This is a genomic window from Coprobacter sp., from assembly GCF_982436375.1.
The window spans coordinates 1-22,641 of the sequence record NZ_CEWDCG010000023.1; the positions used below are offsets into that span (position 1 = coordinate 1).

19 protein-coding genes are annotated in these 22,641 nt (G+C 38.9%); 7 read left to right on the forward strand and 12 right to left on the reverse strand.

Going from position 1 to position 22,641, the window contains the following annotated elements; all coding sequences use genetic code 11:
• Positions 1-198: 198 nt before the first annotated feature.
• Positions 199-588 carry a TetR/AcrR family transcriptional regulator gene (locus tag AC1WHX_RS02565; protein WP_302544901.1) on the forward strand — a complete coding sequence of 130 codons (390 nt, stop codon included), beginning with the start codon at positions 199-201 and terminating at the stop codon, positions 586-588.
• A gap of 257 nt (positions 589-845) precedes the next feature.
• Here AC1WHX_RS02565 and polA read toward each other — a convergent pair whose 3' ends face one another.
• Positions 846-3,626, reverse strand: a complete 2,781-nt coding sequence (polA, locus tag AC1WHX_RS02570; RefSeq protein WP_302544902.1) for a DNA polymerase I — start codon at positions 3,624-3,626, stop codon at positions 846-848.
• Between the two features lie 127 nt (positions 3,627-3,753).
• Here polA and AC1WHX_RS02575 point away from each other — a divergent pair, with 127 nt between their 5' ends.
• Positions 3,754-4,728 carry a polyprenyl synthetase family protein gene (locus tag AC1WHX_RS02575; protein WP_122336965.1) on the forward strand — a complete coding sequence of 325 codons (975 nt, stop codon included), beginning with the start codon at positions 3,754-3,756 and terminating at the stop codon, positions 4,726-4,728.
• A gap of 74 nt (positions 4,729-4,802) precedes the next feature.
• Here the strand turns inward: AC1WHX_RS02575 and deoC are convergent, their stop codons facing one another.
• The 8 genes from deoC to AC1WHX_RS02615 all read right to left on the reverse strand — a co-directional run bounded on the left by deoC (position 4,803) and on the right by AC1WHX_RS02615 (position 12,814).
• On the reverse strand, positions 4,803-5,684 hold the full coding sequence (gene deoC / locus AC1WHX_RS02580; protein ID WP_009318418.1) for a deoxyribose-phosphate aldolase: 882 nt from the start codon (positions 5,682-5,684) through the stop codon (positions 4,803-4,805).
• 2 nt (positions 5,685-5,686) lie between these two features.
• Entirely contained in the window at positions 5,687-6,013 is a 327-nt protein-coding gene (locus AC1WHX_RS02585) for a nucleotide pyrophosphohydrolase (RefSeq protein WP_022600137.1), read from the reverse strand.
• Positions 6,014-6,015: 2 nt separating this feature from the next.
• A complete protein-coding gene (gene dtd, locus AC1WHX_RS02590; protein ID WP_009318420.1) occupies positions 6,016-6,468 on the reverse strand; it encodes a D-aminoacyl-tRNA deacylase in 453 nt (150 codons plus the stop codon).
• Positions 6,469-6,719: 251 nt separating this feature from the next.
• Positions 6,720-8,537 carry an excinuclease ABC subunit UvrC gene (uvrC, locus tag AC1WHX_RS02595; RefSeq protein ID WP_302544903.1) on the reverse strand — a complete coding sequence of 606 codons (1,818 nt, stop codon included), beginning with the start codon at positions 8,535-8,537 and terminating at the stop codon, positions 6,720-6,722.
• The gene (locus AC1WHX_RS02600; protein WP_009318424.1) at positions 8,538-9,062 is read right to left on the reverse strand and encodes an adenine phosphoribosyltransferase; all 525 of its coding nucleotides are present in this window, start codon (positions 9,060-9,062) and stop codon (positions 8,538-8,540) included.
• Positions 9,063-9,146: 84 nt separating this feature from the next.
• Complete coding sequence (gene mnmG, locus AC1WHX_RS02605) at positions 9,147-11,021, reverse strand: tRNA uridine-5-carboxymethylaminomethyl(34) synthesis enzyme MnmG (RefSeq protein ID WP_270738502.1); 1,875 nt, start codon at positions 11,019-11,021, stop codon at positions 9,147-9,149.
• A 25-nt stretch (positions 11,022-11,046) separates the two neighbouring features.
• A complete protein-coding gene (gene ybeY, locus AC1WHX_RS02610) occupies positions 11,047-11,472 on the reverse strand; it encodes an rRNA maturation RNase YbeY (RefSeq protein WP_022600143.1) in 426 nt (141 codons plus the stop codon).
• Between the two features lie 109 nt (positions 11,473-11,581).
• Entirely contained in the window at positions 11,582-12,814 is a 1,233-nt protein-coding gene (locus tag AC1WHX_RS02615; RefSeq protein WP_009318431.1) for a nucleoside recognition domain-containing protein, read from the reverse strand.
• Positions 12,815-13,433: 619 nt separating this feature from the next.
• Between AC1WHX_RS02615 and AC1WHX_RS02620 the strand changes: the two genes are divergently transcribed.
• The 4 genes from AC1WHX_RS02620 (at position 13,434) to rfbF (ending at position 16,980) form a co-directional block, all read left to right on the forward strand.
• A complete protein-coding gene (locus tag AC1WHX_RS02620; protein ID WP_122336963.1) occupies positions 13,434-14,399 on the forward strand; it encodes an NAD(P)-dependent oxidoreductase in 966 nt (321 codons plus the stop codon).
• A 7-nt stretch (positions 14,400-14,406) separates the two neighbouring features.
• Entirely contained in the window at positions 14,407-15,123 is a 717-nt protein-coding gene (locus AC1WHX_RS02625) for a DNA alkylation repair protein (RefSeq protein WP_022600144.1), read from the forward strand.
• A gap of 85 nt (positions 15,124-15,208) precedes the next feature.
• The gene (locus AC1WHX_RS02630) at positions 15,209-16,183 is read left to right on the forward strand and encodes a glycosyltransferase (protein ID WP_022600145.1); all 975 of its coding nucleotides are present in this window, start codon (positions 15,209-15,211) and stop codon (positions 16,181-16,183) included.
• Positions 16,184-16,206: 23 nt separating this feature from the next.
• Positions 16,207-16,980: a glucose-1-phosphate cytidylyltransferase gene (gene rfbF, locus AC1WHX_RS02635; protein ID WP_009318435.1), complete on the forward strand. Its 774-nt coding sequence runs from the start codon at positions 16,207-16,209 to the stop codon at positions 16,978-16,980.
• A gap of 84 nt (positions 16,981-17,064) precedes the next feature.
• Here rfbF and AC1WHX_RS02640 read toward each other — a convergent pair whose 3' ends face one another.
• From AC1WHX_RS02640 to upp, 3 genes are all read right to left on the reverse strand, one after another.
• Positions 17,065-18,762, reverse strand: a complete 1,698-nt coding sequence (locus tag AC1WHX_RS02640; RefSeq protein WP_122338491.1) for a SulP family inorganic anion transporter — start codon at positions 18,760-18,762, stop codon at positions 17,065-17,067.
• A gap of 270 nt (positions 18,763-19,032) precedes the next feature.
• The gene (locus AC1WHX_RS02645; protein WP_122338490.1) at positions 19,033-20,160 is read right to left on the reverse strand and encodes an N-acetyltransferase; all 1,128 of its coding nucleotides are present in this window, start codon (positions 20,158-20,160) and stop codon (positions 19,033-19,035) included.
• A 43-nt stretch (positions 20,161-20,203) separates the two neighbouring features.
• Positions 20,204-20,857: a uracil phosphoribosyltransferase gene (gene upp / locus AC1WHX_RS02650; protein ID WP_122338489.1), complete on the reverse strand. Its 654-nt coding sequence runs from the start codon at positions 20,855-20,857 to the stop codon at positions 20,204-20,206.
• 407 nt (positions 20,858-21,264) lie between these two features.
• Here upp and pckA point away from each other — a divergent pair.
• Positions 21,265-22,641, forward strand: a 1,377-nt coding sequence (gene pckA / locus AC1WHX_RS02655; protein ID WP_481228839.1) for a phosphoenolpyruvate carboxykinase (ATP), incomplete at its 3' end; no start/stop codon positions are given.

A 22,641-nucleotide genomic window follows, 5' to 3' on the forward strand; every position in this document is an offset into this window, starting at 1 on the left:
TATAGAAAATTTACAAGTTTATTTTATGTTGCAAAAATACCGGTAATGCCGGAGGATAATGTGTACTTTTTGTTATTGTTGGAGGATTTTTTGCCTACTCTTTGTAATGATATTTTTATGATGATAAATACCGATTTTTAGGTATTGATATATGCTTATCGGCTTTTTAATTTTGTTCTGTTAAGTCAAATCGAACTTATGCAAGCAGAAAAAGAATATGTGAGGAAAAATATATTGGCTGCAGCGACACCGTTGTTTTATGCAAAAGGGTATGTAAAAGTTCCTATGCGCAAAATTGCGGAAGCTTCCCATGTGGGGTTGAGTAATATTTATAATTATTATGATAGTAAAGAGGATATTTTTCATGAAATAGTGCGTCCTATAGTGAATTGTTTTTATGAAATGCTCGACGAACATCATGGGAAGAGGGGTGCGGATATACTGGAAATGTTCACGAATGATTATCTCCGGTCTGTTATAGATGAGTATGTTTCTATTGATGTATTTTTTTATGAAAATCAGAAGCGTTCGGTGTTGCACAATTTAGCAGGGTGCTTTTCAGGGGGAGAAATCTGGTTTGATGTATAGGTTTCACGTGAAACCGGGTTCATAAATTGTAAATATTAATGCAGCTGATTTGAATTTTATAGAAGTATTTTTCTTGGTTTTTCGATCCATAATAATATCCGTTTCGGTAAAGACGATGCCACGGATGAGGAAGTTATCGAAGCTGCTCGGGCTGCTCAGTGTCATGATTTTATTATACGGTTGCCTAAAGGTTATGATATGTAGGAAAAATTAGCAAGCTGTCTCAAAATATAGGGATGAGACAGCTTGTGTTATCGTTAATGTGCTTCGAGCCAGTTTTTTCCGATACCGGAATCAGCTATTAAAGGGACTTTTAGTTGGTATGCATTTTCCATTTCTTCTTTTACGATATGCTCAACAATTTCTATTTCGTTCTCAGGAACACTGAAATTGAGTTCGTCATGTACTTGAAGAATCATCCGGGCCTTTAGCCCGTTCTTTTCGAATCGGTCGAAAATGCGGACCATGGCAATCTTTATAATGTCTGCAGCGCTTCCTTGTATAGGTGCATTTATTGCATTTCGTTCGGCATATCCGCGTACGATGCTGTTTTTGGAATTAATGTCGGGTAACATCCGTTTGCGTCCGCTTATCGTTTCTACATACCCTTTTTCTCGGGCTATCTGTATGCTTTTATCCATATATTCTTTTATATGGGGGTATGTCTCGAAATATCCGTTTATCAGTTCTTTGGCTTCAGATCGAGGTATATTGAGCCTGTCTGAAAGTCCGAATACGGAAATTCCGTAGATAATACCGAAGTTGGCGGTCTTCGCTTTTCTACGCATATCGGGCGTTACTTCTTCGATCGGTATTTTGTATATTTTGGCAGCTGTAGCAGCATGAATGTCTTTGCCTGAGGTAAAAGCTTCTATCATATTGGGATCTTCGCTGAGATCGGCCATGATGCGCAACTCGATCTGGGAGTAGTCAGCCGAGAAAAACAGGCATCGGTCATCGGGAATAAAAGCCCTGCGTATCTCTCGTCCTTCACTGTCTCTGATGGGTATATTCTGAAGATTAGGATTACTTGAACTTAATCGTCCTGTGGCAGTTACCGTCTGGTTAAATGAAGTATGTATCTTTCCTGTTTTGGGATTGATAAGTTCGGGCAGAGCATTGACGTACGTGGACAGAAGTTTTTTTACTCCCCGTTGTTCTAATATTTTTCCTACAATAGGATGTTTGGAACGGAGTTTTTCCAGAATTTCTTCGGTCGTAGAATATTGTCCGGTTTTTGTTTTTTTGGCTTTTTCATCGATTTTAAGACGTTCGAACAAAACTTCTCCTACTTGCCGTGCCGAACTGACATTGAATTCTGTTCCTGCCAATTGATAAATTTCCTGTTCGAGTTGCAGAACTTTTTCGGTAAGCAGAATCGAAGATTGGCGCAAAGCTTCGGTATCGACTCTGACTCCGGTGATTTCCATCTCTGCCAATACTCGTATTAACGGCATTTCGATAGAGTAGAAGAGGGGTTCGAGACCTTCTTTTTTTAATTCCTTTTCGAAGACATTTTTTAGTTTTAATGTTATATCTGCATCTTCGGCGGCATACTCACTGATTTTTTCGATCGGCACTTGACGCATTGATAGCTGATTTTTTCCTTTAGGACCGATAAGTTCTTCAATGTGTACGGTTTTGTATTTGAGATAAACTTCAGCCAAGTAGTCCATGTTATGGCGTTGTTCGGGCTGCAATAAATAATGGGCTACCATTGTGTCGAAGAATTTCCCTTTTACAGTGATTCCATAATTTCTCAATACGATATAGTCGTATTTTATATTTTGACCTATTTTTAATGAGTTTGTATTTTCTAATGCATTTTTAAATTTATTTACAAGTTGATTCGCTTTATCCCGCTCTGTCGGGATAGGAACATAAAATGCTTTATTTTCTTGTAATGCAAATGACATTCCTACCAATTCGGCCGATATCGGATCGATTCCGGTAGTTTCTGTGTCAAAAGCAAAATATTCCGCATTTTCTAATTCGGTTATTAAATCAGATATTTTGTTCTCATTATCAATTATTTGATAGTCATGTTCTATGGTTTTTAACTCACTGAGAATCGAATATTTTTCTTCTTCTGTATTCTCGTCCGGAAATACGTCAAAGAGAGAAGCTTGAATAGGCGTTTTTGAAACAGTTGTTTTATTAACTGTTGTACCTAATACTCGATCTGCTAAATTTCTAAATTCAAGTTCCTCGAAAATTTCCCGTAATCGAGTTTCGTTTATCGCTTCTCGTAATAATTCTTTTTCATTGAAAATTATGGGGGCGTCTGTTTTTATCGTTGCCAGAAATTTGGAAAATTCTATTTGTTGTTTGTTTTCTTCTACTTTTTTGCGTAACGCACCCTTCAACTGATCGGTACAGCAAAGTAAATTTTCGATAGAGCCGAATTCATTGACCAGTTTTATCGCTGTTTTTTCTCCTACGCCGGGACATCCCGGGATATTGTCTGACGCATCGCCCATAAGCCCGAGTATATCGATAACCTGTTCAGGACGTTCGATGGAGAATTTTTGTTTTATTTCTTCAACTCCGCGTACTTCGAAATCTCCTCCTCCGAATTTGGGTTTGTAGATAAAAATGTGAGGACTGACCAATTGCCCGTAGTCTTTATCCGGGGTCATCATATACGTATCGAACCCTTCTTTTTCAGCCAGCTTGGCCAGTGTGCCTATGACATCATCGGCTTCGAAACCGGGAACTTCTATGATAGGTATATTGTAGGCTTTGATAATTTCTTTTATAATAGGTACGGATTGTCTTATTACCTCCGGAGTTTCTTCTCTCTGTGCTTTATAAAGCTCATATGCTTCGTGCCTGAAAGTCGGACCACTGGGATCGAATCCTACTGCAATATGGGAAGGATTTTCTTTTTTCAGTACGTCTTCCAACGTATTTACAAATCCGAATATAGCGGAGGTATTTACTCCTTTAGAGTTGATTCTCGGATTTTTGATGAATGCGTAATATGAGCGGTAGATGAGTGCGTAGGCATCCAGTAAAAATAGCTTTTTTTCTTGCATTTGCAGGCTGTTTTTAATGTACTTTGTTTTTATATCGGGAAAAAATTTCCCTTATTTCCCGGTAAATTTACAATAAATATGGATATTCTTTTGTTTTATTGCTATTTTTGCACATCATTAAAATAATATGGATAAACTATCTATTATACAGCAGCCTATTCTTGATGAATTGGAGATTCTGAACCGGACTTTGGCAGAGACGTTGAATACAAGCAGTCCGATGATGAATACCGTTGTTGATTATTTTCTCGGAACGAAAGGCAAGCAAATACGTCCTATGTTGGTGTTGTTGAGTGCCCGTTTATTTGGGAAAATCAATGCTGTTACTATCGATGCTGCTGCTGCTATAGAACTTTTGCATAATGCCAGTCTTATACACGATGATGTTGTCGATGAATCGAAGCAACGTCGAGGAAAGCCCACGATTAATGGAGTTTGGGATAATCGTATAGCAGTGCTGGTAGGTGATTATTTTGTCTCTTGTGCGTTGAAGCGTTCTATTTCTACCGGGATTCTGGAGGTTATTAATACGCTGGGATTTTTAGGTCAGGAATTGGCGAAAGGAGAGATCGACCAGCTTTCGATAGCTCAAGATCATGTTTTAAATGAAGAAGCCTATTTTAATGTAATCCGTCAGAAAACGGCGTCTTTGTTTATCTCCTGTATGAAAATGGGGGCTTTATCGAATGGTGCATCTTCTGAAGCTATCGAACAATTAATGGTTTTCGGAGAGAAACTGGGGCTTTGTTTTCAGATAAAGGACGATACGTTCGACTATTTTTCGGATGATACTATTGGTAAACCTACCGGAAATGATTTGAGGGAGGGCAAAGTTACTCTACCTTTGATTTTTGCGGTTCGGAACGCTACGGATGTTGAAAGGGATGAGGCAATGGCAATTTTGAGGCAAAAAGAATTATCCGCTAAGGATATCGATAAGTTGACTGAATTTGCAAAATCTCATGGAGGGATAGAGTATGCTAAGAAGGTTATGGAGCGTTTACGAACAGAAGGCTATGCGGCTTTGGCTTCTTTTGGCGAAAATCCCGTTGTGACTTCTCTAAAAGCTATTTTAGATTATACGATCGATAGAACAAAGTAACTGAAAATAGGATATTTGAGAGAAATAAAAAGGGGATACTTCCATTCGGAAAAGTATCCCTCTCTTTTTTGTATTTAGAAAAATTTGACCGGGCTTCCGGCTATGGAGCTTAACAAATTGTTTGCTAAACGACTGGCACCTAAACGGAAATATTTTTTATCCAACCATTTTTCTCCGAGAACTTCGGCGACAATGCAATAATATTTTACGGCATCTTCTGTGGTAGATATTCCTCCGGCCGGTTTGAATCCGATCATTGTTCCGGTTTTATCGTAATATTCTTTGATTGCCTGGCACATGACATAAGCAGCTTCGAGGGTTGCCGCCGGTTCCATTTTTCCTGTTGAGGTTTTAATGAAGTCTGCTCCTGAATAGATCGCCAATATAGAAGCTTTTTTTATGTTTGAGGCTGTTTTCAGCGCTCCGGTTTCAAGAATTACTTTCAGGTGTGCATCTCTGCAAGAGTGTTTGATTTCTTCGATTTCATCGCACATTTCTTCGTATTCTTCCGCTAAAAAGTTCCCGACATTAATCACAATATCTATTTCATCGGCTCCATCGGCAACAGCTAATGCCGTTTCTGCAACTTTTACTTCGGTAAAGGTCTGAGAAGAGGGGAATCCTGCCGAAACGGCAGCGATATTTACATCAGATACTTCCAGATTCATACGGACTGTTCCTGCCATATTGGGATATACACATATCGCGGCAACGTTATTCATTTCGGGATGTTCATTTTCGAAATCGTTTACCCGTTTTGTAAAATTCGTGATATGTTGTGCTGTGTCGGTTGTGTTGAGGGAAGTCAGATCTATACAGCCGAAAAGGAATTTATAAACATCCGTATTGCTGTATTTCGATAGATTTTCCCGAAGGATCTGTTCTACTTCTTGTTTCACTACATCATCGTTCAGATTGGTGTTGTAGTTTTGAAGAGCTTCGTTGTACTTGTCCATAATTAGTATAGTTTAGGATTATTGATGTGTCTCTCTTTGTCCCGATTTGTTTTTTTCAGGAGATTTTTCTCGAATGCTTCCGTGAGGTTTATTCCTGTTTGATTGGCAAGGCATAGAAGTACCCATAAAACATCGGCCATTTCGTCTCCGAGATCACGTTCTTTATCGCTTTCTTTGAATGATTGATCTCCATATCTACGGGAAATAATGCGGGCGACTTCTCCTACCTCTTCTGTAAGAATCGCCATATTGGTGAGTTCACTGAAATATTTTACTCCGAACTCTTTTATCCATTGATCTACAGTTATTTGAGCTTCTTCTATGGTCATGGTTATTCTTTATTTTTAGAGTCTATCCAGATTGTTACAGGTCCGTCGTTGACCAATTCTACTTGCATATCAGCCCCAAATTCTCCTGTCGCTACGGATTTTCCGATTTCTTGTTCTGTGTAGTGACATAAGGCTTCGTACATAGGTATTGCATGCTCGTGTTTTGCCGCTTTGATATATGAGGGACGATTTCCTTTTTTGGTTGATGCGTGCAAAGTAAATTGGCTTACAATGAGTACTGATCCGTCAATATCCTTTACTGATCGGTTCATAATGCCGTTTTCATCATCGAAAATACGTAAGGATGTCGCTTTTTTTGCCAACCATTCTGCATCTTCTTTTGTGTCGGCTTCTTCAATTCCGACCAAAATCAGCAGTCCTGTATCTATTTTTGATTTTATTTTTCCGCTAATAGTTACGGAAGCCCGTTTTACCCGTTGTATTAAGATTCTCATATCGACTTCTTATTGCTCTATTAATACAAAGTTACGAATAAAGTTTTAAGAGCCAGTCTAAATTTTCCGATAAAAAATGCAATCAGGGTATCTTTGCTTTTTCTTTCGGTCTGTTTTTTCTGTTTTCATTTGTCAGTTTAGACTGTTATCACTCTTGTAAAAACAAAAAAAACTCTCTCGAAAAAATTCCTGAATCAGACTTGATTAATTCTAAAAAAACTGTTCAAAATTTCTTATGTTTATTTTATTCATTAATGTTGAGAGTTGAGATTTTGTATTATTATTTTGGCTTTGGCTTTACCGATTATGCTTGCTATCTCCTCGAAACTCGCTTCTTTAACTCGTTTCATGCTTTTAAATTCTTTCAGGAGGGCGGTCTTTGTTTTATCTCCTATGCCTTTTATATTATCGAACGCAGATGCGATTTGGCGTTTACTTCGTTTGTCTTTATGAAATGTAATAGCAAACCGGTGTACTTCATTTTGTATCTGTTCCAATAGTCTGAATAGTTGGCTTTGAACTTTTATTCCAATTACTTTGGGGGGAAACCCGAATAGAAGTTCGGAGGTTCTGTGTCGGTCATTTTTTACTAATCCGGCGATAGGAATTTCAAGGTGCAGTTCATCTTCTATTACTTCTCTGATTATCTCCATTTGACCTTTTCCTCCATCTGCAATGATGAGATCGGGAAGAGGTGCTTCTTCTCGGATTAGGCGCTGGTAACGGCGTCTGACGACCTCTTTCATCGAGGCATAATCATCCGGGCCTACGACAGTTTTTATGTTGTATTTACGGTATTCTTTTTTTGCCGGTTTACCCATTTTGAATACGACGCATGCAGCAACAGCGTCACTACCCTGAATATTCGAATTATCGAAGCATTCGATATGTACAGGAGGTTTATTCATGCAGAGTTCTTTTTGTATTTCTTTAAGCAGCTTCATGCTGCGGTGCTCGGGATTAAGCTTTTCTGTCTGTTTTAGCTTGTCGATTTTGTATTGTTTTACATTTTGCTCCGATATTTCGAGTAGTTTTTTCTTGTCTCCGCGTTGAGGAACGATAAATTCTACATTTTCAAATTCGAGATCGGGTAGAAACGGAACGACTATTTCACGAGACAGACTTTTAAAGCGAGTACGTAACTCTGCGATTCCCAATGCAAGAATATCTTCTTTTGCTTCATCAAGCCTTTTCTTGTATTCTATTGTGAAACTTTGTACGATCGAACCGTTGCGGATATGCATGTAATTCACGAATGCGGCATCATCCTCTTCATCGTAAGAAAATATGTCGATGTTATGTATTGTCGTGCTTACAATGACTGATTTTGCCCGGTATTTTTCTAATAAGAGGTATTTCTCTTTTAAGACTTGAGCTTCTTCGAATTTCAGGTTTTCCGAGAGTTTCCCCATTTCTTGTAACAAGTGTTCGCTTAATTGCTGTATATTGCCGTTAAGAATCTGTTTTACTTGAGAAATATATTCTAAATAGGTCTTTTCCTCTTCAAGGCCTTCACATGCGCCTTTGCAATTTTTGATGTGATATTGGAGACAAATCTTGAATTTTCCCCGACGAATGTTTTCCGGAGTAAGGTTATGTGGGCACGTGCGTATCGGATAGAGTGTACGAATAAGCTCAAGAACGGTTTTTGCTAAATGCACATTTGCATACGGTCCATAATATTTAGAGCCGTCTTTTATAACTTTTCGGGTTAAGAATACTCTGGGGAAATGCTCATTGCGAACGGTGATCCATGGGTATGTTTTATCATCTTTCAATAAAACATTATATCGGGGTTTGTATTCCTTGATCAGGCTGTTTTCAAGATGTAGGGCGTCTTCTTCGGTTTTTACTACGATATATTTTAGATCGCGAATATTCCGCACTAAAACATTCGTCTTTACCGAGTCATGAACTTTATTGAAGTAGGAAGATACTCTGCGTTTTAAATTTTTTGCTTTCCCGACATAAATAATTTTGCCCTCTTTATCGAAATATTGGTACACGCCAGGAGTTTCGGGTAGGAGGGCAATGATGCTTTTAATATGTTCGCTTGTTGTTGCTGCCATTTAGTATTTAATGAGAGCTTCGATTTCTACTTCAGGAGGGAAAACATCCCTTCCTTTTAAAAATTCCAGTTCTACGATAAAATTTACATAGACTTTTTTAGGATTAAACCGTTTTACTAATTTGTATGCAGCCAGCATTGTCCCACCGGTTGCCAGCAGATCGTCATGCAATACAATTATGTCTTCTGAATTGAGCGCATCTTTATGTATTTCGATTGTGTCGGTACCATATTCTTTTTCATAGCTTTCACTCCATGTTTCGGCAGGAAGTTTTCCCGGTTTTCTTAATGTAACAAATCCTGCCCCTAAATTGTTGGCGATAATTGGGCCCATTATGAACCCTCTGGATTCTATCCCTACAACTTTTGTTATCCCTTTTTCTTTATATAGTTTTGTCAGTTCTTCACTAAGGGCATGTAGACAGTCTTTGTCTTTAAATACTGTTGTGAGATCTCTGAAGATGATTCCTTTTTGTGGAAAGTCTTTTACATCCCTGATCTTTTCTTTAATGTTTTCGATGCTCATGGCTTGTTCTATCTTATTGTTTTATTGATGTTTGTATTGTTTATTTAAAGAGTTTCTTTTTATTGTTTCACGTGGAACTAAAAGTTATCTTCCGGATAATACCAATAAAATATTGATGTCGCTTGGCGAAATTCCCGGGATTCGAGCAGCCTGAGCAATTGTTTCCGGATCGATTTTGTCGAGCTTTTGTCTTGCTTCAGTCGAAAGTTGTTTTATCGAATTATAGTCGAATTTCCCTTTTATTCGAATATTCTCAAGACGAGATATTTTATCGGCAATCATTTTTTCACGATCGATATATCCTTCATATTTTATTCGAATTTCCGTAGCTTCTATGATTTCATCTTTACGATTCTTGATTTTATCGATTTCTTTATGTAGGGCAGGGATTAGTCCTGCAATTTTAGAAATGGATAATTGAGGCCGTAAAATTAAGTCGATCAGTTTTATTCCTTGTTTTAACGGGGATGTTCCGAGTTGCTCTAAGCCGCTATTTATGTATTGAGGCTTTACGGAATAGTTTTTTGCGAATTCTATAAGATGATTGATATGCTCTTTTTTCTCGATGAGAAGACTGTGCCTTTGGGTAGAAGCTAATCCTAAATTATAAGATTTTTCGGTAAGACGCATATCTGCATCGTCTTGACGAAGTAAAATGCGATATTCGGCTCTGGATGTAAACATTCGGTAAGGTTCATCTACGCCCTTTGTTACCAAATCATCGATTAATACTCCGATATATGCTTCGTTCCGAGCTAAAATGAACGGATTTCCCCCGTGGCAGTTGATATGGGCATTTATTCCTGCAATTATACCTTGTCCTGCAGCTTCTTCATATCCGGTTGTTCCGTTTACCTGTCCGGCAAAGAAAAGATTCTTGATTTTTTTTGTTTCGAGATTATGCAAAAGTTGCGTCGGATCAAAATAATCGTATTCGATCGCATATCCCGGACGATAGATTTGAATGTCTTTAAATGCCGGTATTTTTTGCAGAGCATTCAGTTGAATTTCCAGTGGTAGGGAAGAAGAAAATCCGTTCAAATAAAATTCTCGAGTGGTTTCACCTTCCGGTTCTAAAAATAGTTGATGTTCTGTTTTATCGGGGAATGTGACGATTTTTGTCTCGATACTGGGACAATAGCGTGGTCCGATACTTTTGATTTGTCCGTTAAATAGGGGAGAATCGGGTAGTCCTTGACGGAGTATCCGATGCACTTCTTCGTTCGTATATGTCGCCCAGCAGCTTTGTTGTTTTAATTTGCGCGGCTCAAAATCTAAATATGAAAATTTATGGAAGTCGTTTTCTCCGAGTTGTTCTGTCATTAATTCGAAATGGACGCTTCTCCCGTCTATTCGTACTGGAGTCCCTGTTTTCATTCGCCCGACAGTGATTCCTAATTCAGATAATTGTTCGGTGATTCCGTACGATGCAGGTTCAGAAATTCTACCTCCTCGCAGTTGAGTCTTTCCGATATGTATTAGTCCGTTCATGAAAGTTCCGGAAGTGATAACTACGGATTTTGCTGAAAACTGGACATCCATGTTTGTAAGAACTCCGGTTACCGTATTATTTTTTATGACCAACTCTTTTACCGAATCTTGCCACAGATACAGATTGTCTGTATTTTCGATTATTTCTCTCCATGTGTGGATGAACTTTTCCCGGTCGCTTTGTGCTCGAGGACTCCACATGGCAGGTCCTTTAGAGCGGTTGAGCATCCTGAACTGTATCGCCGTCTTGTCGGTTACGATTCCGGTGTTACCTCCCAGTGCGTCTATTTCCCGCACAATCTGTCCCTTTGCAATACCACCGATAGCCGGATTGCAACTCATTTGTGCGATTTTATTCATATCCATTGTAATGAGCAGGGTTTTTGAACCTAAATTTGCGGCTGCACAAGCGGCCTCGCATCCGGCGTGTCCGGCTCCAACAACAATTACGTCGTACTTGAAAGTCATTTTGCTGTATTTGTTTATAAACAGGTCATTTTTTGTCAGACAAAAGAGCAAGAGCTTCGTTTTCTTTTTGAGTCATTATCTCTCTTTCTCCCGGCCCTTTGTCGTTGATTCCACATAAATGTAATATCCCGTGTATTATGATTCTATGCAATTCTTCTTCGTATGATACTTCGAACTCATCGGCATTGCTCTTCACCGTATCGATGCTGATAAATATATCCCCGCTGATGCGATTTTTTTCGGTGTAATCGAAAGTAATGATGTCTGTGTAATAATCGTGATCGAGATATTCTCTATTTATTTCCAATATTTTCTCGTCCGAGCAAAAAATGTATGAGATATCACCGCATTTTTTGCCATATATTCCGGCTACATTTTTTATCCAGTCTCCGGTTTCTCTTTTTTTTATTGCCGGAAGCTTTACCCCTTCGGCAAAGAATGTAATAGCCATGTTCCTATTATCTTTGAGATTATAAACGAAATTACAAAGATAGGGCTTTATCCTGTACATAGATGCCTGATAATACGAAAAAACGTTTATTCGGTATCTTGAGAAGCAACTATTTAAAAAAGATATATGCAACAACGATAGCTGCAATGATTCCTACGAGGTCGGCAAAAAGTCCATACCCGGCAGAATAGCGGGTATTGCGGATACCTACGCTTCCGAAGTATACCGCCAGAATATAAAATGTCGTGTCTGTCGATCCTTGTATCGTCGAAGCTACACGGGCGACAAAAGAGTCTGCTCCGTAAGTGTTCATTGCATCAACCATCATTCCCCGAGCACCACTGCCGCTTAACGGTTTCATGAGGGCTGTGGGGAGCGCTCCTACAAAATCGGAATCGATACCGCAAGCATTGATACCTGCTGTTATTCCGGATATTATGAAGTCCATAGCTCCGGAAGCTCTAAAAATAGCTATGGCGACTAACATCGCTACTAAATAGGGTATGATTGTAACTGCAGTTTTGAATCCCTCTTTTGCGCCTTCTATAAATGCGTCGTATATGTTTATTTTTTTTCGTATTCCTGCAATTATGAAGCTGATGATTATACAAAATAATAGACAATTTGCTCCGAATTGGGAATATAGAGATACTTTTTCTTGAGGAAGTCCGGCAAAAAAGTAAAGTATAGAACCGATTATGGCGGTAAGTCCCAAAATAGAACCCATGATTACCCGATCAAATAAATTTATTTTTTGTTTAAGGCATACCGCGATAAGTCCGGCTAATGTGGAGCAATATGTCGCTATCAATATAGGCAGAAATATGTCTGAAGGATTGGCTGCTCCCATTTGTGCCCTGTATACCATTACTCCTAAAGGGACTAAAGTCAGTCCGGTAGTATTTAATACAAGAAACATGATCATCGGATTGCTTGCCGTCTCTTTATCGGGATTTATCTCTTGCATTTCTTTCATTGCTTTCAGACCGAGGGGTGTTGCCGCATTATCGAGCCCCAGCATATTTGCAGAAACATTCATGAAGATAGATCCGAATGCCGGGTGGTTCTTGGGAAGGTCAGGGAAAAGTCTGCAAAAAAGAGGGCTGATAAGTCGGGAGAATAAGGCAATGATACCTCCTCGTTCTCCTATTTTCATTAACCCCAGCCATAAAGATAGAACCCCGGTAAGTCCTAATGATATTTCGAAAGCCGTTTTGGCTGAAGTGAATGAAGAATTCATGATATCGTTCCAGATTGTCAGGTTTCCGAAAAATACAGATTGAATTACTGCAACTCCAAAAGCAATCAGGAAAAAAGAGATCCAGATATAATTTAAGACCATGGGGATAATTTTTACGTGATGTGAACAAATTTATATATTTTGTGCGAATACGGTATATTTGAAGTTAAATAAATTGATGGCAGATTTATTTGAGAAAAAAATGGTTGTTGCATTTCTGTTATAATGTGCTGTTAAATAGGTATTTATTGAAAATTTATCTTCTCCAGAATTGCTTAATTACGGATTTCCCGTATTTCTGTCCGATTTATTTTAAGGAAAATGAGGAATAAAGTTGTATTTTACAAATGTTATGAAATGCAACTTTCTCAAGGGCTTGTCTAAATTTTCCGATAAGAAAATATTATCAGAACATCTTTGCGGTTTCTTTTGGTTTGTTTCCCGGTTTTGATTTTCGAATCAGACCGAGCAAAATTTAAACAGACTCGTAAGAATATAAAAAATAGAAAGCGGAGGCTTTTGTATAGCATTTTTTTATACTTTTGAAAATTCTCATTTCAGGATAAGACCTATGTTTAATCTTGTTCGAAGTGAAATAAAAATGCATTGTCGGGTTTGCTATATCTGAGATAGACAATGTAAGAATTAGACCGTGTTAAGTTTGGGTTTGACGGGTAGTATTATTGTCTGTGTAGAGATAATCTAAAAATTAAAATCATATATGAAGAAAAAAGTCTTGGTAACATATAATATGTTTCGGAGCGGTTATGCAGAGTTAGTCGAGAAGTATGACGTCACTTTTCCTCCGGACGGAGCAGAATCTTTTACTTATGAAGAGGTTTTACGAATGATTCCGGAGTATGACGCATTGCAATCGATGTTTAATTTTCCGGTAGATAAACAGTTGATGGATGCCGGTGTGAAGTTGAAAATAATTTCCAATTATGCAGTGGGATATGACAATATCGATATTCCTTATGCAACGCAGAAAGGTATTCAGGTCACGAATACTCCCGATCCGGTAACAGAGCCTACCGCAGATCAGGCTATGGGATTGCTGTTGGCTGTCAGTCGACGTATTTCGGAGTTGGACAGGCGTCTTCGAATAGGAGAGGTAAAGGTCGGATTATTGGAGAATCTGGGACATTCTTTGTATGGCGGTACGATCGGTATTATCGGCATGGGACGTATCGGACAAGCGTTAGCCCGGCGGGCGATTGCGGCCGGAATGAAGATCGTTTATTGTAATCGTCATCGGGTCGCAGAAACGATAGAGGATAAGTATAAAGCTGTTTATTTGTCTTTGGATGAGTTATTACGAGTTTCCGATGTCGTTTCGGTAAATGCGCCATATACGACGGAGACTTATCATTTGATAGGAGAAAGAGAGCTTTCCCTGATGAAACCGACTTCGATTCTAATTAATACGGCAAGAGGTCCTTTGGTCGATGAAAAAGCTTTAGTTAAAGCGCTACGTGAAAAAGTAATATGGGGAGCCGGATTGGATGTTTTTGAATTCGGGGATTATCCTTCAGAGGAGCTGTTATCGATGGATAATGTCGTTTTGAATCCGCATACCGGGACTCAGACGTTTGAGGTGCGTAATGAAATGGCCGCTTTCGTTTCAAGGAATATTATTCATTTTTTTGAAGGAGGGCCGGTCGCTAAAGTAAATCACATAGATTAAACGGTATATGTCGATAGCAAAAGAAATCCGGGAGAGTTTACTTGTATTTGCCGATCCTGAGAAAGCTTCTGTGTTGCAAGGTTTTTTTAAGACAGCAAAAGGTGCATATGGCGAAGGGGATAAGTTTGTCGGGATTCCAGTCCCGAAAACGAGGTCTGTTGCAAAACAATATGTGTATGTTGCACCGGAGGATGTCCTTCCGTTGTTGTCGGATGCCGTTCATGAATGTCGTTTACTGGCTCTTCTGATTTGGGTCGCTCAATTTCCTAAAAGTGACGAACTGCGTCGGAAGCGGATTTTTGATTTGTACTTGTCGAATACCGATAAAATAAACAACTGGGATTTGGTCGATTTGTCTGCTTATCAAATCGTCGGAGAATATTTGAGAGATAAAGATCGTACTCCTTTATATCGGTTGGCTGAGAGCGGCTATTTGTGGGAACAACGAATTTCGATAGTAGCGACATGGAAATATATCCGTGAAAAACAATTTGAGGATACCTTATATTTGGCCGATAAGTTGTTGCAACATCCGCATGACCTGATTCAAAAGGCTGTAGGATGGATGTTGAGGGAAGTCGGAAAACGAGATAAGGCGGTTCTTCTACATTTCTTGGAATCTCGTTATCAAATAATGCCGAGAACTATGCTCCGGTATGCAATTGAGAAATTTTCTCCCGAAGAACGGGCTTTCTATATGAAAAAGGACAGACAAAGGTCTTGATATCGATGTTTATATCATCGGGTTTGAACTGTATTTAGAATGAAATCATTACTTTTGTATCGTAATCTAAACTTTGTATTCGGGGATGAGTCTTGATGGATGCGATTTGCTGACGATATGTGTGCCTACTTGCAATCAAGTGGTTATTCTTTGTGATATGTTGGAGGATATGATTCCCAAAATAAGTTCGTATCATATTCGCCTTCTTATTATCGATAATTGTTCTTCAGATAATACGCAAGGGGTTGTAGCCGGTTATTCTGATCGTTATGAGAATTTGTCTTATATTCGTTTGGATAGACAGTTGGATAATGATGCTCTTTTCGAAATGGCGTTGAAATTACCCCGTACTCCTTATTGTTGGGTTATTCGGGATATTAATCGGTTGAATGGTAGTTATTTATGTTCTGTTATAAATACCTTGAGTAATCAGACTCCCGATTTATATGTTATCGCTTGTAATAAGCGTTCGTTCGGGATACCTTCCCGTGTTTATAACGATGCGAATGCTTTTTTACATGATCTCGGATGGTGTCTGATTTATTCCGGAGCTGTTATTTTTTCTCGTAAGATTATTGATATTGCGGATTTTGAGAAATGTCGAAATCCTTATTTTTTTAGTTTCAATATCGTATTCGAGACGCTTTCCCGATTAGACCGTATCTCGGTATTTTGGAGCGGTTTGGATTTGCTGAGCGAATCATCTCTTTCACGCGATAATTCCCGTAATCCGAGAGGTGTATTTCATATTTATGGAGTTCTTTGGACTAAGACGGTTTTAGCTTTGCCGGATAGTTCTTATTCTAAAAAAGCCAAATTGCGTTGTATAAGAGTATTGGGGAAAAAGAACCATTTATATTCTGCTCATCATCTGAAGCGTCAGCGTGTAGTTGGTTCGCTTACTCCTGAAATATATAAAGAGTGTTATGACTATATCCGGTATTTTGCTCCGGGAAATGAGTTGCGTTTTTTCTTTTATTCGAGATATCCGAATAGACTCAATAAATATTATCGGAGGTATCACCGATATTATAGAAATACGGGATCTCCTTTATTTTGACTATTTTAAAAAATTAAATATACATGAAGGCTGTAATATTAGCAGGTGGGCTCGGTACACGTATCAGTGAGGAGACGGATGTAAAGCCGAAGCCTATGGTAGAAATCGGAGGTATGCCGATTCTTTGGCATATTATGAAATGTTATTCGCATTATGGAATCGATGAGTTTGTCATTTGTCTCGGGTATAAGGGATATGTTATTAAAGAGTTCTTTGTAAATTATTTTATGCACAGAGCGAATATAACGATCGATTTGGGCAATAATACGGTACAAACTTTAAATACGACGAGCGAACCGTGGAAGGTAACTTTGATAGATACCGGTAATGAGACAATGACCGGCGGACGTATCAAGCGTATCAAACCGTATATCGGTGATGAACCTTTTATGCTGACTTATGGTGACGGTGTGTCGGATATAAACATTGCCGATTTATTGAAATTCCATAAGGAAAACGGCCGTTTGTGCACTGTTACTACGGTTCAACCTACTGGACGTTTCGGAGCTGTGACTTTGGGCCCGAATAATAGTGTTGCCTCTTTTGCCGAGAAGCCGAAAGGTGACGGTTTGTGGATCAGTGCCGGATTTTTTGTTTGTCAACCTCAGGTATTCGATTATATCGAAGGCGATATGACCGTATGGGAACGAGAACCGATGGAACGTTTGGCCAGAGAGGGACAGATGAGTGCTTATCGTTATGAAGGATTCTGGAAACCTATGGATACGCTAAAAGATAAGAAGGACCTTAATGAGATGTGGAATAACGGACTTGCAAAATGGAAAATTTGGGAATAGACGAGTTTTGTGATAGATAAGAAAACAGCCCTTTGCTTTTTAAAAGCAAAGGGCTGTTTTCTTGTTTTCTATGGAATTTTTTGGTTATTTAGGTTGAGCTTTTAGCTCTGAAGCCATTATATTGGCTTTAGCAACAGCTTTATGTATGTTATCGAATATATATTCGTCTCCTAATAAGGCCTCGACACCCATTCGTTCCAGCGATGCATGTACGGTGGGGTTTACGCCCGACAAGATGACATGAATGTTTTCTTTACGAGAAGAGTTGATAAATATTTCGAGGTTGTGTATTCCGGTAGAGTCGATGAACGGAACTTTCCTCATACGAATGATACGAACCAACGGTTTATCTCCCAAGATACGCATCTGTTCGTCGAATTTATTGGCAATACCGAAGAAAAACGGCCCGTCGATTTCATATACTTCGACCCCTTTTTCGAGAGAGAGTTGCTCTTCCGACAGCGTTTCCGTCTTATTCGCACTTTGATCCAGCTCATTGCGTAATACAGAAATATGGGTGTTTTCCGTTACTCGGCGAAGGAATGAGAGTACAGCAAGCAATAACCCGATCTCGATCGCTATTGTCAGATTGAAAATAACGGTCAATATCAAAGTTACCCACAATACGGCAATATCCGCTTTTTGATTTTTCATCATTGATTTTACGGTCCTCCATTCACTCATGTTATATGAGACAATAATCAATACCCCGGCTAAGCAAGCCATCGGTATATGAGTGGTAAGGGGAGCGAGAAATAATAATATAAGCAGCAGTACTATAGCATGAATGATTCCGGCAATAGGAGTAATACCTCCGTTATTGATGTTTGTCATTGTACGGGCTATTGCTCCGGTTACAGGGATTCCTCCGAAGATCGGAGAAACGATATTTGCCGCACCTTGTGCGATTAATTCCGTATTCGAATTATGTCTATCTCCGGTAACTCCGTCCGCCACGGTTGCCGACAGCAATGATTCGATAGCTCCGAGCATCGCTATTGTAAAAGCTGCCGGTAACAGTTGATTGATCGTTTCCATATTGATATGTAAACCGGCTGGCTGCGGTAAAGAAGAGTCGATCGTAAAACGGTCTCCGATCGTTTCGATTCCGGTAATTCCGAAATGGTGTTTCAATACATAAGCAATGATTGTCATAATGATGATGGCAACCAATGACCCGGGAATTTTTTTAGATAATTTCGGGGTTATGATAATCAGCAATATGCTTATAAGTCCTATTCCAAGAGACCAGATGTTCGTTGTTCCGAAACTTTGGAAGTAGGCGATCCATTTAGATATGAAATCTGCCGGTACTGATTCCATCGTAAGACCGAACAGATCTTTGATCTGTGTCGTGAAGATCGTTAAAGCGATACCGCTCGTAAAGCCGATTACGATAGGATAGGGGATAAATCTGATAATCGTTCCGAGTTTGAATATTCCCATCAGCAATAATATGATTCCCGCCATGGCTGTGGCTATTGCCAATCCTTCTATTCCGAAAGATTGAATAATTCCGTAAACGATTATGATAAATGCTCCTGTCGGTCCTCCGATTTGTACCGAACTTCCTCCAAGAAAAGAGACGATAAAACCTCCGATAATGGCTGTGATAAGCCCTTGCTGCGGACTTACTCCGGAAGCTATACCGAAAGCTATAGCTAATGGAAGAGCTACGATTCCGACTATAATTCCGGCCATGAGATCGGCCATAAATTTTTCTTTAGAATAATTTTTTAACGCACTGAACAAGCGTGGATGGAAATCTAATTTGCTATCCATATCTTTATTTAATCTGTTTTTAATTTTCACCGATTAGCTTTTATTTTTAAGAGGGGACAAAGGTAGTTAATTTTCGTCAAAAAATGAAAGAGAATACTTCTAAAATAATCCATTCCCTAAAATATTCTTTTTTTTGCTGTATTATAAAGGCTCTTGCCCGATAGTTTATGAAGGGAAATAATATAATAAAAACGGGAAGTCTTATTGGCTTTCCCGTTGATTTTTAAATTATTGTAGATTGTTTAAAATTCAGATAGCCTCTTAGTCGGTTTATAATCGCTTTTTATAAGCACGACGGCGTTTGTGTTGCACGTTTTCAAAATATTGCCATTGAGACTGAACTTTCCCGTTTTCTTCCAATTCAGGATTACTTTCGGCATATTTATATCCGTTTTTTATAAATACGGGAATCAAGTCGGAGAATAACAATGCATTCGCTCCTGTATTTTGGTAATCGGGGCGAAGGGCGACAAGAAGAAGATCTACAACATCGTTTTTACCACGAAGAGCTTTTAAAATATGAATAAATCCGAATGGGAAGAGTTTTCCTTTAGCTTTTTGTAGAGCCTTTGTCATGGACGGAATGGCGATTCCTACACCAACGAGTTCCTCTTTTTCATTGACAATGAGGGACACGTTTTCGAGCCTTACCATAGGAACGTACATTTTTACATAATAGTCGATCTGTTTTTCAGATAATGCCGAATATCCATATAGGTCGGCGTATGCCTGATTTATAAGTTCGAATATCTTGCGTCCATAGTCCTTGACTATTTTTTTTATACTGTTATATTTTAATACTTTCAGTTTGTATTTTGCTTGAACGATATCGGATATGCGTTTGTGTTTTACCGGAATCTCTTCGGGTACATATATTTTGAATTCTACCCAATCGTTATCTTTTTCATATCCGAGCCGGGTAATATGATTTACATAATAAGGATAGTTATAGATAGCGACCATTGTTCCGGGCTGGTCATATCCTTCGATTAGCAGCCCCTCAGGGTCCATATCTGTAAATCCTAACGGCCCTACGATCTCTTCCATTCCCTTTTCACGAGCCCATTTTTCGACTGCATTGAATAGTGCACTGCTGACTTCTGTGTTGTCTATGAAATCTACGAATCCGAAGCGGGCGCTTTTTTTTCCGCATTTTTCATTTACCTTATGATTGATAATACCGGCGATACGTCCGACTGGTTTTTCTTCATCATAGGCCATATAATAGACCGATTCGCAAAATTCGAATGCCGGGTTTTTGTCCGGGCTTAATGTTCCTACTTCGTCAAAAATAAGAGGAGGAACGGCGTACGGATTTTCTTTATAAAGGTCTATATTGAATTGTACATATTTCTTCAGCGCTTTTTTGCCTGAGATTTCACGAATGGTTATCTCCATAGATTTTTGAGTTTAGCACTTTTATTAGACGAAGTTGATATGATTATTCTTTTTCACCGTAAGCCAGATCTCCGGCATCTCCCAATCCGGGTACGATATAAGAGTGTTCATTAAGATCCGGATCGATAGCTCCGACCCAAACCGTTGTCTTCTCTTCGGGAAAATGGGTGGTGATATATTCGATCGCTTTTTGACTGGCTATTACCGATGCTATGTGAATATGTTCTGGTTCACCTTTTGTGAGCAGAGCTCTGTATGAGAGTTCCATAGAACCTCCGGTGGCCAACATGGGGTCTGTCAGAATCAGAATTTTCCCATCAATGCGCGGAGAAGCGATATATTCTATGAAAATCTCGAAATTCAGTTTGTCTTTATATTTCCGATATGCCGAGACAAATGCATTTTCGGCCCGGTCGAAATAGTTCAGAAATCCTTGATGGTAAGGTATTCCGGCACGTAATATCGTTCCGATTACTATTTTGTCATCGGCAGTGTTTACGCGGGCTGTTCCCAATGGAGTCGTAACCAGTTTTTCGCTATAACGAAAGTCCTTGCTGATTTCATAAGACATAACTTCTCCTATTCTTTCCAGATTTTTTCTGAATCGGAGACGATCTTGCTGGATATGTATATCCCGTATTTCTGCAACAAAACGATTTAGTTCCGAATTCATTTCTGCAAAATTGACGATCTTCATTTCGTAACTTTTAAAATGGAATGCAAAAATAGATATTTATTGCGAAAAATCAGTGTATTAACTTCTGAAAAACGATATAAGGCCCTGTTTCAATTAAATTATATCAGGTTATCTATGGGGTTATTTCTGATCTGTTTTCCCGTTTTTATTTGTCGGATAGTATGCTATTCTCGATGCAGAAACAGGAAATGCCCTCGAAAGAAACTCTTAAATCTGGACCGAGTGAAATTCAGACATGGGGACTAAAAAGAATTAACTTCCTGATCCGGAATAAAAAAATGAGTCAATTAGCGAAAAATTTCTTTAATTAGAGTAACCATGTACCGAAATTATATTACTTTTGCATCGGATTTAGAAGAGAGATAATTAATTATATTCAGTCAATCATTTAATTCAACCAAAAGAAAATGGCAAATTTAGATTTAAGCAAGTACGGTATTACTGGTACTACTGAAATCCTGCACAATCCGTCATACGACGTATTGTTCGCAGAAGAAACCAAACCGGGTTTGGTAGGTTTTGAAAAAGGTCAGGTAACTGAACTGGGTGCTGTGAACGTAATGACAGGTGTTTATACCGGCCGTTCTCCTAAAGATAAATTTTTTGTGAAAGATGCTACCAGCGAAAATACAGTATGGTGGACTTCTGAAGAATACAAAAATGACAATAAACCGGTTAGCGAAGCAGCTTGGAAAGAACTGAAAAATATCGCTGTAAAAGAATTGTCAAACAAAAAATTGTTTGTTGTAGATGCTTTCTGCGGTGCTAACGAAGCGACTCGTCTGAAAGTTCGTTTCATCGTTGAGGTTGCTTGGCAGGCTCACTTTGTGACCAATATGTTTATTCGTCCGACAGCAGAAGAGTTGAAGAATTTCGGAGAACCTGATTTTGTCGTTTACAATGCATCTAAGGCTAAGGTAGAAAATTATAAAGAATTAGGTCTGAACTCTGAGACTGCAGTCGTGTTTAACTTGACTACTAAAGAGCAAGTTATTATCAATACTTGGTATGGCGGTGAAATGAAAAAAGGTATGTTCTCTATCATGAACTATCTGAATCCGTTGCGTGGTATCGCTTCGATGCACTGTTCTGCCAATACCGACAAAGCCGGTAATAGCTCGGCTATTTTCTTCGGATTGTCCGGTACAGGAAAGACAACTTTATCGACAGATCCGAAACGTTTGTTGATCGGAGACGATGAACACGGTTGGGACGATGAAGGCGTATTCAACTATGAAGGCGGATGCTATGCAAAAGTTATCAATCTTGATAAAGAAAGCGAACCGGATATTTATAACGCCATCAAACGTGACGCTTTGCTTGAAAATGTTACTGTCGCTGCCGACGGTAAGATTGATTTTGCAGATAAGAGCGTAACTGAAAATACACGTGTTTCTTATCCGATTTATCACATCGAAAATATCGTAAAACCGGTTTCGAAAGGTCCTCATGCAAAACAAGTAATTTTCTTGTCTGCTGATGCTTTCGGTGTATTGCCTCCGGTATCTATATTGAATGCAGAACAAACTAAATATTACTTCTTGTCTGGATTTACAGCTAAGTTAGCAGGAACGGAACGTGGCATTACCGAGCCTACTCCTACATTCTCTGCTTGTTTCGGTGCTGCTTTCTTGTCATTGCACCCGACAAAATACGGAGAAGAATTGGTGAAGAAGATGGAAAAAACCGGTGCTAAGGCTTATTTGGTTAACACAGGTTGGAACGGAACGGGCAAGCGTATTTCTATTAAGGATACACGTGGTATTATCGATGCTATTCTTGAT

What these genes read in the sequence shown, in the direction of transcription:
- AC1WHX_RS02565 (WP_302544901.1), top strand. Translation starts at nt 199, where the DNA reads ATGCAAGCAGAAAAAGAATATGTGAGGAAAAATATATTGGCTGCAGCG.
- polA (WP_302544902.1), bottom strand. Translation starts at nt 3,626, where the DNA reads ATGCAAGAAAAAAAGCTATTTTTACTGGATGCCTACGCACTCATCTAC.
- AC1WHX_RS02575 (WP_122336965.1), top strand. Translation starts at nt 3,754, where the DNA reads ATGGATAAACTATCTATTATACAGCAGCCTATTCTTGATGAATTGGAG.
- deoC (WP_009318418.1), bottom strand. Translation starts at nt 5,684, where the DNA reads ATGGACAAGTACAACGAAGCTCTTCAAAACTACAACACCAATCTGAAC.
- AC1WHX_RS02585 (WP_022600137.1), bottom strand. Translation starts at nt 6,013, where the DNA reads ATGACCATAGAAGAAGCTCAAATAACTGTAGATCAATGGATAAAAGAG.
- dtd (WP_009318420.1), bottom strand. Translation starts at nt 6,468, where the DNA reads ATGAGAATCTTAATACAACGGGTAAAACGGGCTTCCGTAACTATTAGC.
- uvrC (WP_302544903.1), bottom strand. Translation starts at nt 8,537, where the DNA reads ATGGCAGCAACAACAAGCGAACATATTAAAAGCATCATTGCCCTCCTA.
- AC1WHX_RS02600 (WP_009318424.1), bottom strand. Translation starts at nt 9,062, where the DNA reads ATGAGCATCGAAAACATTAAAGAAAAGATCAGGGATGTAAAAGACTTT.
- mnmG (WP_270738502.1), bottom strand. Translation starts at nt 11,021, where the DNA reads ATGACTTTCAAGTACGACGTAATTGTTGTTGGAGCCGGACACGCCGGA.
- ybeY (WP_022600143.1), bottom strand. Translation starts at nt 11,472, where the DNA reads ATGGCTATTACATTCTTTGCCGAAGGGGTAAAGCTTCCGGCAATAAAA.
- AC1WHX_RS02615 (WP_009318431.1), bottom strand. Translation starts at nt 12,814, where the DNA reads ATGGTCTTAAATTATATCTGGATCTCTTTTTTCCTGATTGCTTTTGGA.
- AC1WHX_RS02620 (WP_122336963.1), top strand. Translation starts at nt 13,434, where the DNA reads ATGAAGAAAAAAGTCTTGGTAACATATAATATGTTTCGGAGCGGTTAT.
- AC1WHX_RS02625 (WP_022600144.1), top strand. Translation starts at nt 14,407, where the DNA reads ATGTCGATAGCAAAAGAAATCCGGGAGAGTTTACTTGTATTTGCCGAT.
- AC1WHX_RS02630 (WP_022600145.1), top strand. Translation starts at nt 15,209, where the DNA reads ATGAGTCTTGATGGATGCGATTTGCTGACGATATGTGTGCCTACTTGC.
- rfbF (WP_009318435.1), top strand. Translation starts at nt 16,207, where the DNA reads ATGAAGGCTGTAATATTAGCAGGTGGGCTCGGTACACGTATCAGTGAG.
- AC1WHX_RS02640 (WP_122338491.1), bottom strand. Translation starts at nt 18,762, where the DNA reads ATGGATAGCAAATTAGATTTCCATCCACGCTTGTTCAGTGCGTTAAAA.
- AC1WHX_RS02645 (WP_122338490.1), bottom strand. Translation starts at nt 20,160, where the DNA reads ATGGAGATAACCATTCGTGAAATCTCAGGCAAAAAAGCGCTGAAGAAA.
- upp (WP_122338489.1), bottom strand. Translation starts at nt 20,857, where the DNA reads ATGAAGATCGTCAATTTTGCAGAAATGAATTCGGAACTAAATCGTTTT.